This window comes from Armatimonadia bacterium, from assembly GCA_039679385.1.
GTDB lineage: Bacteria > Armatimonadota > Zipacnadia > Zipacnadales > JABUFB01 > JAJFTQ01.
Window position 1 is genome coordinate 1 of sequence record JBDKVB010000136.1, and the last position, 12,287, is coordinate 12,287.

The following is a 12,287-nucleotide window of genomic DNA, read 5'->3' on the forward strand; positions in this document are numbered from 1 at the left end:
CTGACCGGCTCCAGCGTCAGCGACAGGCGGCCGTCGGCTTGCAGCGTCTCGCCCGTGACGAGGTTGCGCAAGGTATGCCCGCCGAGAGCCGCCGTGTCTAGCTGCACCGGCTTGCTCTCGGGGCCCAGGCCAGTGTTGATGACCGCCAGGTAGGTGCCCTTCGTCGTGTCGTATCGCCGGACCACGACTTCCGGGTCACCACAGGCTGAGACTACCCTCGACGGCACCGCCGGCAGTGCCCGGTAGGCGGCGGCGAATTCCCGCGTGTACTGCGGGAACCCCCGATTCAGGCTCCCCATGCGAACCGCCAGCACCACCGGATCGCTGACTGCCATGGCCAGCACCTCGTCGAGCATGCAGAACCGTCCGGCGGGCTCATTGCCATTGAGGCCCGGGCAGTTCCAGCCGATCGAGGGATGGTTCATGAAGGCGTCCTCGTTGTAGATCCACCACAGGCAGACCGCGCTTCCCTCGCCGGTGCGGAAGTAGTTGAGGAAGTCGCGGTTCCCGCACAGGAAGGGGTAGTGCGCCGGGCACAGGTTCACCAGCCCCTTGTCTTGCGCATACAGAGGCGGGTTCATGCCGACCGTCAGCATCGACATGTCGGGCCGCGTCGGGTCCTCCATCAGTTGCGTGAGGTTGAGGCGGCTCAGGTCGGGCAGCGAGACCTGCCCCGGCACCAGCAGGTCATCGCCCTTCTTCCGGTCCCACCAGTAGAGCGGGGTGCCGAAGTGAAGGTTGTCGTCGCCGCCGTTGTAGTTGAGGATCATCAGCTTCAGGTTCGGGTTTACCTTGCGCAGGGCCTCGGTGGCCTGCAGGAAGCTCTCGCGCTTGCGCTCGTAGTTCCAGGCGTAGAACTCCTGCAGATGGTGGTCATGGACCCACTGTCCAGCGCCCGTTGCCGGGAGGGTCAGTTTGCGGTCCTTCGCGAAGCGCTGCAGCTCGTAGTCGCTGTAGCTGACCTGCCAGGCCGAGAATCGCGGGGCGAGAAGCAGGCCGCTCAGACTCGGGTGGCTGCCCAGTTGCGTGGCCAACTCAGTGACCAGCTTCGCCAGGTCCTCACCGACAGCCGGGTGAGCCATGTCGATGCAATGGCCATCCTCAAGGAAACGTTGGGTGCGCAGTCCGTCTGGTCCGACGGTCGTCCCCCAGTGGTAGTAGTGGGGCTTGCCGTCGGGCTGCACGGCCAGAGCTTCCGGCGGAAGCTGACCGGTGCCGCAGTACTCGATCAGCGGCGCAACCATCATTCCGCGCCTATCGGCCTCGGCGAGCACTCCCTCGGCAAGAAGCGGCTGAAGGCGGTAGTAGGGCGGCTTGGCCAGAGCCACCGGGTTGCGCAGGTTGTCCGGTCCGAAGAGCTTGCTCGGCCAGCCCACATATCCGCTGTTGGTGGCATAGGTTCCGCCGCCGTAGGACAGAATCAGTGGGGCGTAGAAGTTGACGCCGAAGACCTGGTACCGCGCGAGACGTGCGGCGGACGGGGACATGTCCTCCTGGAGGAAGCCGAACTGGCGGTGAGGCAGGCCCTCTGGCTCGGTGGGTGGGAGTGTGAGGCGGTCCAGGGCGGCGTCATCGCCGATCTCGTAGATGCGCAGGGCGTTAACCGCTAGACCCTTCGAGAAGGGATCGGCCCTGAGCCCGGTCGTGTGCAGGGCGATCCAGCCGTCCGTAGCAGTGGCCGTGAAGAGCGTGTACTGCCGCCGGTAGCCACCCGCGAGCGGCAAGTCGACCTTCTGCATGAAGCGCTGCCGAGTGTGCGGGTCGCCGAGGGCGCTGCCGGTGTGGAAGCCCACGGCGGTCGAACCGTCCAGGCCGTTCCAGAGCAGGAAGCTGCGCGAATCGTCCTCCGGATAGTCAATCGTCAGCACATAGTGGCGGCCGGGCTTCACAACACCACGCCCCATGCGGTAGGCGAACCAACCCCAGTTCTCAGTCGTGCGACAGGGCCGCCCCAGGATCGTCTCAAGGCGCGTGAACTGGTCACGGTCATCGCGGTAGTCGAGTTGCCAGTCGAAGCTGAGCCGGTCCTTACCACCGTAGTACCCCAGCGGATCGCTCGTGTACTTGTTGTCCAGACCTCGACCGCCCTGCCGGAGTAAGTGTGTATCCTGGGCGTCGCCGCAAAGTACCTCGTCGACCAGCTTGAGGCGGCCGAAGACCGGGAGATCGGCAGTGGTCTCGCCGGACAGGGCTGCGAGTTTCGGTGTCGCAGGCAACTGCGGCCGGAGCTTGAAGTCGGACTGGGTGGCCGCCGCGGCCTTGCCCTCCGCTACGAAACGGAAGAGCAGCCGGAAGCGTTCTGCACCCGCGTCCCGTCCTGCCTGGTAGAGGCGGTGCAGTTGCTTCTCGGGCAGGTCAACTTTCACCAGACAGGACCGCCCCGACGGGACTTCGACGTCCTGCTCCCCGACGGCCGGACGGAAGAAGTAGTCCAGGCACTCCCACTTCAGTACCTGGCGGCCTGTGCTCCCCGGCGTACCGGTCAGCCGCACCACTACGGACACCTGGTCACCCTCAGCCTGCAGGTCGAGCACTTCGGAGGAGGACAGGAACTGACGGGAGGTGCCCCGCGCAAGGACCAGACCGAGCACCTCCAGAGGAGGAGCACCTGCGGCGGCCGGTCCGGGTATGACGCCCCACTGATTGCCCTCCACAGCGGCCATCAGGGCAGCGGGCAGGACTGTGAAGGAACCCAGCCATTGGGCCGTCTGCTCACGGCCACCCACGGTGTAGGTGCCGGTGAAGAGAACCCGACGACCCCGCTCGTTCATCTCCGGCGGGAAGGACACCGCGACCGCCACGTTCCCCTTGCCGTCTGCCGGCACGGTGACAGGCGCGGCGCTCTGGCCGGTGATCCCGTCGGCACCGCTGACGGTGATCCGAAGGTTCTCAGCGGCCTGCGGGTGCTGGTTACGGACAGTGAGCGTGCAGGAGGTCTCACCGGCAACCGTCTGCGGAGCCTCGAGAGCAGCGCCCTGCCACAGTCCAACCGGAGTCGTGGGCACGGCGGCCTTGTCATCGGCCACCAGGACCGCGTCATCGAACCAGGCTTCGCCGATTCCGACGAACCGCAGCGTGACGCCCATACGAACGGCGCCTTCGGGTGCGCGTGTCGCGACTCCCATCGGTACCCAGTCGCTGTAGCCGTCGAGGGTCTGATACGCCCAGCCCATGTAGTAGGGATGGTCCTCATCCTGGAGGACCTCGCCCTTCGCATCCTGGAAGCCAAGATGGATGCGGCACAGACTCGACGGGGGCACTACCCCGTGAGGCTTCACCCATACCGAAAGGACGTACCGCTTTCCAGCTTCGGCGGGCAGATTCCGGCACGTCCAGTAGGCGTGACTCGCCGCCCCGGTCCCTGACAGGTGCAGGCTGCGCTTGCCGGTGCGGGCCTCCGTGTCGCTGACGTCACCGCGCGAAGGGGGCTGTCCACCTGGCTCCCAGTTGCTCAAGTCCCAGCCTGTTGCAGCTCCGCTCGGCCCGATCTCGAATCCGGGATTGGGAAGCAGGTTCACGCTCTGAGCGCCTGCTGCTGCGCTCAGAAGGAGTGCGGTCAGAGCCATCGCCGGTAACAGCCGCTTCATCCTGCAGTCGGTCCTTCCCTCAGTTGGCCGCGTTCAGACTCCTGTTCGCTCGAAGGCCCGTCGGTCTCAGCGCCGTGGCTCACCCTCAGAGACTGAGCCGGTACAACTCTGTTGCACTCCGGTGGCCGATCTGCTCGATCGTCTCCGCGTCGGCCCCGGCTTGCCTGAGGAAGCCGACGAAGGACTCCACACCGGGCGGGAAGGGGTTGTCCTTCTCGGCCACGCCAAACATCGTGCCATAGCTCTGGAAGGGAGGCCCGATGCGCGTCGTCCAGTCGGTACCAGACAGCAGACGGTTGTGCGGTACCTCGGCCACTGCCCGTGGCAGCGCCTTGCAGTGGAAGTCGCGGATCTCGATCCAGAAGTTGTCTGGGTAGCTGTCGAACAGCCCTGCCAGGACATCGAGGAACCAGTCGGCCCACGGGATGAGCCGCTTGGTCTCAGCGCAGCCGATCGCATGGGCCAGGATGTACTTGGCCTCCGGAACCCGCCGAGCGATCCCCAGGAGGTCTTCCATCTGGTCCATGCCGTTGACCGAGGAGCCGGCCCACGGTCCCCAGTAGGTTCCGAGGTGGACCTGCACCGGGACGTCATAGGCGACCGCCTTGCGAACCACCTGCTCGGTCGCGTCGCTGTCCATGCGGAAGTCCATCATGTACTGCAGCATCTCGCCGAGCTGCACGAAGCCCCATTCCCCGAAGGCGAGGTCCATCATCTCCAGGGTCTCCTCGAGGAAGTTGGGGTTGACGATGCAGCTTCCGAAGAGACGCTCCGGCGCCTGGCGGCACAGATCATGGATCATGCGGTTCGCGATCCCCATGCCGTCGGGCTGCTGCTTGACGAGGCTGTTGTAGTGGCCGTCGCAACTGATCACGAAGCGCAAGTCTGCGTCGCTGCGGTCAAGCAGACTGAGCAGGTCGTCGAGCATGTGCTCGCGCCGTTGACCGTCGGGGCCGAGGTCGGAGACGTGGATGTGGGTGTCGATCCAGAGCATGACTCCCTCCGTATCGCGGGTCATGGAGGCCTTAGTGCCCTGACACCAGATGTCAGGTTGTTAGGGCAAAGAAGGCCTCGTCTATCCCTGTCCCAGGTAGCGGCGCAGGTTCTCCATACCCTTCAGGTTGGCCGACCGGGCCTCTTCCGGCCCCTCGAACTCGAGTGACAGGTAGCCGTCGAAACCTGCGGCCACGAGTGACTTGATCGCCTGCTCGATGCCGATGTCGCCCTCGCCTGCGATCGACGCCTGAGTGTAGAAGCTGTCCCCACGATCGCGCCATCCCTCCATCGGGTCCGGCTGCGTGGTTCGGAGGTGGTGGTCCTTGACGTGGACCATGCCCGCGAAGGGTGCGCACTGGGCGACAGCGTTCAGAACGTTCTCGCGCTCCACCCCGATGAAGTTGCCGATGTCCACCATGAGCTTGAAGTTGTCCCGGGCGACCGCATGGTGCAGCGCCAGGACGCGCCGGGCTCCCTGGACGTGGAACCCGTGGTTCTCGATCATCGTGGTGATGCCGCACTTCGCGGCATAGTCGGCGATCTGTCGGCAGGCGTCTACCAGCACCGGCAGGTCCTGCTCGAACTGCTCGTCCGTGGCCTTCTCGGCGGGCCGGGAAGCGACATCGTGGCGAACCAGGCGAGTCCCCATCCGCGCCGCGATATCGACCTGTTCCTTGACCCGCTGCAACTCCGCCTCGAACTCCTCCGCGGTGCGGTCGATGAAGCCGGCACCGAAGGTATAGCAGGAGATGTCGAGGCCGACCTCTTTGGCCTTCGCCGCAAAGGTGTCGGCCAGCTCCGGCCTATCCGCAAAGGAGATGTCCGCCACGGGCACGATCTCGATATGCTCTGCCCCATTCTGCGCGAGCCAATCGAACACGCCAAGGACGTCCAGATCACCGGCTTTGATCGCCTTCAGCAGGCTATAGGTACTCGCACCGATCTTCATGTGAGGCCTCCGTGTTTGGGGAAGCGTCCGCAGACGCCGCCTGAGGACTGGTTCCGGCTCAGTCACTTTACTACGCCTACCATGACCGCAAGACCTCCGACGCCCGCCGACACCGCCAGCTAGTCCTCATCCAGCGGCCAGATCGGGTGGCGCAGGTGATGGTAGGTGTACTGGGTGACATCGGGGTTGTGAATCCCCGGGGTCGCGAGATCGAAGATGCGCTTGGCCATCGGGCCGTAGTGAGCGCGGAAATGCACTGCGGACTTGAGCCCGATCAGCAGGCGCTCCGTCGGCTCGATGCCCAGGCTGCGCAGCGCCTGGGCATCGTAGGGCTGCGCACGGCGCTCCGCCAGGATGACCTCGACTCCGCCCACCACGAAGACGACGGTGCGTCCCCGCGCGATCGGGAGACCCGTGAACATCGGGCCTTCGTTGACGTAGTTGCCATCCGAAAGCAGGCGAACTGTGCCGGTGAGGGTCAGGGGTGCACCGTGGAACTTGTCTGTCTTCCCGCCGAGGGTCAGCGTCAGCGTCTGACCGACACCGGCCTCCCAGGCCTCCGCGACTGCCTCCGGATCGACGATGAGGCAGACCGTTGAGTTGGGCACGTCAGCCTCGACCATCTCCTGCAGCATCACCGTACCGTCGCAGGGCGTGCCGCCACCGGGATTGTCGGAACCGTCGGCGAGAATCACCGGGCCGCCCTTCGCGAGAGCCCAGTCGATCGCCTCGCGTACCGGAGTGAGCGTCAGGCGGAACTCCTCCCTGCGGTCCCAGACCGTCGTCGCCAGTTCACGGGCGGTCTCGGCGGCCAACTCGGGGGCGTTGTCGGTGGTGACGACCATCGATGCTCCGGTAACAGGGGTATCAGCGAAGGCGAAGCCTCCCGAGAAGGTGATGGTGAGGATGCCCGGCTGCTGCTCGCGCTCGTGGACGACGGCCATGAGGTCCTGCATCGGCGAAAGGAGGGTGCACTGCCGAGGCGCCGCAATCAGCATGGGTATCTGTGCCAGGGCCGCCGTCGGGCGGATCTCACCCAGGCAGGTCCTGCGCATCAGTTCGAGCGCCTCCTGACCGCGCTCAAGCGCATCCACGTGCGGGTAGGTGTCGTAGCCCAGAAGCGTCGTCGTCCGCTCAACCATCTCCGGGCTGATGTTGGCATGGAGGTCCAGGGTGGCGATGATGGGCAGCTCGGGGCCGACGATCTCCCGGATACGACGCAACAACTCGCCCTCGGCATCGGGGTACTTCTCGGTCACCATGGCGCCGTGCAACTCGAGCAGAAGGCCGTCCAGCGGCCCGGCCTCCCGAAGGCGCTCCAGCAGCATCCCGACCACAGTCTCGAAGGCTGACTGCTCAATGGTGCCCGAAGGCTGCGGGAAGGTCCAGAGGAGCGGCACCAACTCGACGTCACCAGCAGCCTCCGCGGCGGCGATGAAGCCACCGGTGCCGACCCCGGCGGTTCGAAGGGTATCGATCACCTTCTGCCCTGTCATCAGGCCCGGAAAGCCGCCGGACCTCTCGAAATCGCTCAGTGGTGTATGGTGCTCGGCGAAGGTGTTGGTCTCATGCATGAACCCGGCAACAGCGATGCGCACAAGGGTCCCTCCAGGACGTGTTCCGACAGGGCCGACGGAGGGCGTGGTTGCGGCCCTCCGGTTCTGCGGGCCGACCGACAGCTCTGCGTGCCCTGCTCACGCCTCTCTCTCACTACTCGGACCGGCGTACCACCAGGGCAAGGGAGGAAAGAGAAGGCAGGATGCTGAAGTTGCGTCGGTCTGCGACGGCTCTGTAGGCGGCGTTCGGTCAGCAGCTCGTTCTGCGTGCCGGTTTCCCCTTCGGTATCGAGGGGACCTCTGACAGCGGACAACAAGCTGGGGGACCGAACCTGCAGTAGACCGCGACGGACCTTGCAGCATCCAAGGGGCTCTGGCCCTTCGTCCAACAGGGAGGTTCCACCAATGAGCGACAGCATCCGCGTTGGCCTTCTCGGTTGCGGGATGATCACACAACGCAGTCACGCGCCCAGCTATGCCGCGATCCCCGGTGTCGAGATCACGGCACTGTGCGACCTGGACGCCGACCGCATGGCAACGGTCAAGGAGAAGCACGCACCGAAGGCCGCGCTGTTCACCGACTACCACGAACTCCTCCAGTCCGGACTCGTTGACGCAGTCTCAGTGGCCACGCCCGTCTACCTGCATTGTCCCATGACGCTGGCGGCGCTCGAGGCCGGTTCCCATGTGCTCTGCGAGAAGCCCATGGGCATGTCGCAACTGGAGACGACGCAGATGGTGGCCGCCGCGAAGACGGCTGGGAAGGTCCTCCAGATCAACCTATCGCGCCGCTACGACCGCTTCTACCAGACCATCGGTGGCCTGGTCAGTGAGGGACGGCTGGGTGAAGTGCGGCATATGCGAGCCATTCGCGTCCATCCGACCGCTCCCGACCAGGGCTGGGCACCGGGAGCCACCTGGTTCGTGACCCGCAGTCAGGGCGGCGGCATCGTCGGCGACATCGGCGTCCACGTGGGCGACACGATGCTGTGGTTCCTGGGTGAGGTCGAGAGTGTCTCCGCGGCGACGGCGACCTTGCGGCCGGGCATCGATGTGGTAGACAACGCCACGGCGCTGTTCCGCTTCTGCAGTGGGGCGACCGGCGTCCTGGAGCTGAGCTGGACCAGCCCGGTCAACTACACCTGCTTCGAGATCCACGGCAGTGAAGGGATACTGCTGGCTGATGCCCCGGCCAGCGGAATCCGGATTCGCCAGCGCAACGGCGAGGTCGTCGAGATCCCGGAGGCGGAGTATCTCCCGGCCAGCGGCAACAGCTTCGAGTGTTTCGCCAGGGCCATCGCCGGGACTGCCCTGACGCCCGTTCCAGGCGAGACAGGACACGCGATCCAGCTCGTGCTTGACGCGGTTGTCGCCTCCGGCGAGCAGGGCGGCGTGCCGGTGCCGGTCGTCAAGGCTTAGGGCTTGTCCCGCAGACGAGAAGACGAAGACACTCGGCGCAGGTTCGTGCTTGCGCCGGCAAAGGACGGAGTTCTTGTATGGAAGACTACCGGCGCGAAGCGGAGCATTTCCTGACGCAGGAGACGCAGTTCCATCTCGGGATGCTGCCCACCGAGCAGTCCCACCCGAAGACGAGGGGACTGGCCGAGACTCTCCAGAGCGACTGTCAGGCCGGGGTGAGGATGCTGCAGTCCGTCGATGAGGATGTCGTCGCGATGGCGAAGCGAGTCTTCGGCGGTCCCGAGGTCGAGAAGCTTGTGACGGCCCTGAGTGACGCCGTCCTCGGCGGCCACCGGATCTGCTTTTCCGGCTGCGGCGCCACTGGGCGTCTGAGCATCATGCTGGAGGCCATGTGGCGCAAGTTCTGGCAAGGCTTTGCCAGGCGGCAGCCAGCCTGCACAGCACTTGCCGAGAAGCTCGCAGATCAGGCAGAGAGCATCATGACCGGCGGCGACTTCGCCCTCGTCCGGTCGGTCGAGGGCTTTGAGGACTACATCAGCTTCGGTCGTCAGCAGGCCATTGAGGCTGACCTGACCGCCGGCGATGTCCTCGTCGCCATCAGCGAAGGCGGGGAGACTTCCTCCGTCATTGGCACGCTGATGGAGGCCCGAGAGCGCGGGCTCGAGACCTTCTTCGTGTTCAACAACCCGGCGGACATCCTCTCTGCCCACATCGAGCGCTCGCGGCGGGTGATCGAGGACCCCGCGGTGACGGTACTGGATCTCGCCACCGGTCCCATGGGTGTTGCAGGCTCCACACGGATGCAGGCCACGACGGCGGAGTTGCTCGTTGTTGGCTCCGCGCTGGAGCAGGCGCTGCTCCGAGTGCTGCCTAAGGTGCTTCCGGCTGAGGCGCTGGAGGCCCTGCCGTCGGAGTTGCTGAAGCCGATCGATGGCGCGGCTCAGTTCGAAGCGCTGCTGCGTGACCTGAGCAGCCGGGAGGCAGTCGCGGCGATCGCCTCCTGGGTCGACACCGAGAACGAGCTGTACGCCGCCGGTGGCCGGATCACCTACTTCGCCGCCGATTGCGTGCTCGACATCTTCACCGACACCACCGAACGCACGCCGACCTTCATGCTCCCGCCCTTCCGCAAGTCCGATGACCTGGCGTCTCCCCCATCGTGGGCCTTTGTGAAGGACCCCGTGCGGCCGACCCCAGAGGCCTGGCGGAACGTCCTGGGTCGCGCACCGCGCTGCCTCGAGTGGGAGACACCGCTGTATGAGTCGATGGGCGCCTCGGCCAAGATCATCAACGATCCGCCGCGCCTGGGTACCGAGGAACTGATGAAGTTCCTGATCGGTTCAGAGGCGGACCCCTCGCGCACGGAAGTTGAGCCCAACGTCGCGATGCAGGTCTTGCTGGCCCAGGAGGTGACCAGTCCTGAGGCCGCCGCCTGGCAGGAGGCCTGCCGCAAAGCCGCAGCACCTTTCAGCCGCCAGATGACGGTCGTGATCGGCCTGGGCGAGACTCCGGAGGCCGCGCAGGTGCTGCAGGTGCCCTGTCGGCTGACCGCGACGCCACTCGGGCTGTGGGATCGTCTCGCGGCGAAACTGGTGCTGAACACCGTCTCGACGGCCACCATGGGCAAGTTCGGACGGCTGGTCAGCAACTGGATGGCGAACGTCGATACCTCGAACAAGAAGCTGGTGGATCGTGGGACGCGGCTGGTCGCCGAACTCACCGGCCTGGACTATGAGACCGCCTGCCACGAGCTGCACCGCACTTTCGCCGAGCAGAAAGCCACAGCCAAGCCCGGCCAGCCACGGGTCTCGCCCGTTGCCAAGACGGTGCGACGTCTGGGACGGAAGCTCTGACCGCCAGGTAGATAGGAGACAGCATGTCTTGCGCAAGTCCGTGCCTGAGTTGGACCAAGGCCGGAACGCCGCCCGATCTAGCGGCGATGCTCCGTTGCCTGGCTGAGGAGTATCCGCTTCACGAGACCACTGCCGCAGAGGCCAACCTGCGCTTTGCCTGCGGGCCGGAGTGTCCCGGCTACGCCCTGGATCGGGCCGACGGCGTCACGACGGTCCGCTACGGATCTCTGACGCAGGCCGGACGAGCTCTTGGTTCGCTCCTGGCGGGGCTCGATACGGACACTGGCTCCACACCGGCCTTCAGCACCCTCGGCATCCTGCTGGATGGCGGCCACAACGCCACGGTGACCCGCCGGCACTTCCGCAAGTGGCTGCGTCGACTGGCCCTGCTGGGCTACAACGCCGCCATGGTCTACACGGAGGCGGGATACCTGCTGCCCGGGGATCCCTGCTTTGGCTACCAGCGGGGCGCCTACACCCTCGACGAGATGCGTGAGCTTGACCGCTATGCGGCGACGCTCGGCATCGAGATGATCGGCAGCATCCAGGCCCTCGGGCATCTGGAGCAGGCGCTGAAGTGGCCGCCCTATGCCGGGACACGCGACACGGAACACACCTTGCTCGTGGGCGCTCCGGAGACGGCTGAGCTGGTGGAGAAGATGGTGGCCTTCTGGGCCGAAGCCTGTGGTAGTCGACGGCTGCACGTCGGCATGGACGAGACCTATGACCTGGGTCGCGGGCGATACCTGGATCAGAACGGCTACCGGCGGGGCCTGGACCTGTACGTTGAGCATCTCCAACTCGTGGCCGAGGTCTGCAAGCGACACGGGGTCCGGCCGATGGTATGGTCCGATGTGCTCTTCCGTCTCGCGGGCAGCAGTGGCGCGCACTACGACCAGAACAGCCGCATCCCCGACGGGATTCGCGCAGCGCTTCCCCGTGAGGTGGACCTGGCTTACTGGGACTACTACAACGGCGATCCCCAGCACTACCAGGACCGCATCGAGGCTCACCGGGCCCTCGGCTACGAGCCGGTGATGACCTCCGGCATCTGGAGCTGGCCCACGCCCTGGCATGACTGGCGGCGGACCGAGCAGTTCGGCGGGGCCTGTGTATCTGCTTGCCGGGCAGCCGGTCTGCGCGAGATGACCTTCGCCCTCTGGTCGGACGACGGGGCCTACTGGGACGTTGACTCCTCCCTGGCCGGTGTCGCTCTGATGGCCGAGCAGTGCTATGGCGACGGCACCGTCGATGATGCGGTTCTGTCCCGGCGTTTTGCGGCGGTCTGCGGCTCCGACCTCGCGGCACATCGTATCGCCTCGCGGCTCAATGACGGTCTTCAGGCTTGCAGTGTGCTCTGGGACGACCCCTTGCAGGCCATGTATCTGCGGCATGCGGCCAGGGACGGCGTGGATGCCCTGCGGGAGGCCGAGACTCAGTACCGCAAGATCGCTCGGGCGCTGGAGCCCCACGCGCAGGACACGGCCGCAGGCGACCTGGGACATGCGGCCCTGGTGGCGCAGTTCATGGCAGCCAAGACCGGGCTTGCGGCCCGGCTGTTTGAGGCTTACGCGGCGGCAGACCGGCCGGCGCTGCAGGCGATAGCCGAGGACATACCGGCGATCGTGGCGCTGACAGAGGACCTGGCCGCCTCCTTCCGCAGGCGATGGATGGCCTGCTGCCAGCCCTTCGGCCTGGAGGTAATCCAGATTCGCTTCGCCGGGCAAGCCGCACGATACCGTGAGCTTGCGCAGCGTCTCACTGAGTACCTGGCCGGCGAGATCGAGGGCATCGCGGAGCTGGACCAGGCTGCCCGGGGAGCGTATCTGCCTGCCCGGTGGCTGAGCTACCGCGCACTGGCCAGCGGCGCACGGGTCTTCTAACGGCTACACCAGAAGAAGCTGCCCTTCCGTCAACCGGTACCGGA

The 12,287-nt window shown here is 65.9% G+C and carries 7 protein-coding genes; 3 read left to right on the forward strand and 4 right to left on the reverse strand.

Features of this window, described 5'->3' with window-relative positions; all coding sequences use genetic code 11:
- From ABFE16_15115 to ABFE16_15130, 4 genes are all read right to left on the reverse strand, one after another.
- A partial coding sequence (locus tag ABFE16_15115; GenBank protein MEN6346629.1) for a hypothetical protein occupies positions 1-3,587 on the reverse strand: 3,587 nt, incomplete at its 3' end.
- A gap of 85 nt (positions 3,588-3,672) precedes the next feature.
- Positions 3,673-4,581: an amidohydrolase family protein gene (locus ABFE16_15120; protein ID MEN6346630.1), complete on the reverse strand. Its 909-nt coding sequence runs from the start codon at positions 4,579-4,581 to the stop codon at positions 3,673-3,675.
- 81 nt (positions 4,582-4,662) lie between these two features.
- Entirely contained in the window at positions 4,663-5,532 is an 870-nt protein-coding gene (locus ABFE16_15125; protein ID MEN6346631.1) for a sugar phosphate isomerase/epimerase family protein, read from the reverse strand.
- Positions 5,533-5,651: 119 nt separating this feature from the next.
- Positions 5,652-7,130, reverse strand: a complete 1,479-nt coding sequence (locus tag ABFE16_15130; protein ID MEN6346632.1) for a M81 family metallopeptidase — start codon at positions 7,128-7,130, stop codon at positions 5,652-5,654.
- 363 nt (positions 7,131-7,493) lie between these two features.
- Here ABFE16_15130 and ABFE16_15135 point away from each other — a divergent pair, with 363 nt between their 5' ends.
- From ABFE16_15135 to ABFE16_15145, 3 genes are all read left to right on the forward strand, one after another.
- Positions 7,494-8,507, forward strand: coding sequence for a Gfo/Idh/MocA family oxidoreductase (locus tag ABFE16_15135; protein ID MEN6346633.1), 1,014 nt, complete (start codon positions 7,494-7,496; stop codon positions 8,505-8,507).
- A 77-nt stretch (positions 8,508-8,584) separates the two neighbouring features.
- The gene (locus ABFE16_15140; GenBank protein ID MEN6346634.1) at positions 8,585-10,360 is read left to right on the forward strand and encodes a sugar phosphate isomerase; all 1,776 of its coding nucleotides are present in this window, start codon (positions 8,585-8,587) and stop codon (positions 10,358-10,360) included.
- A gap of 23 nt (positions 10,361-10,383) precedes the next feature.
- Positions 10,384-12,243 carry a family 20 glycosylhydrolase gene (locus tag ABFE16_15145; GenBank protein ID MEN6346635.1) on the forward strand — a complete coding sequence of 620 codons (1,860 nt, stop codon included), beginning with the start codon at positions 10,384-10,386 and terminating at the stop codon, positions 12,241-12,243.
- The last annotated feature ends 44 nt before the right edge of the window (positions 12,244-12,287 follow it).

Excerpts from the sequence above, each read along its gene's own strand:
- ABFE16_15120 (MEN6346630.1), bottom strand. The coding sequence starts at position 4,581 with ATGCTCTGGATCGACACCCACATCCACGTCTCCGACCTCGGCCCCGAC.
- ABFE16_15125 (MEN6346631.1), bottom strand. The coding sequence starts at position 5,532 with ATGAAGATCGGTGCGAGTACCTATAGCCTGCTGAAGGCGATCAAAGCC.
- ABFE16_15135 (MEN6346633.1), top strand. The coding sequence starts at position 7,494 with ATGAGCGACAGCATCCGCGTTGGCCTTCTCGGTTGCGGGATGATCACA.
- ABFE16_15140 (MEN6346634.1), top strand. The coding sequence starts at position 8,585 with ATGGAAGACTACCGGCGCGAAGCGGAGCATTTCCTGACGCAGGAGACG.
- ABFE16_15145 (MEN6346635.1), top strand. The coding sequence starts at position 10,384 with ATGTCTTGCGCAAGTCCGTGCCTGAGTTGGACCAAGGCCGGAACGCCG.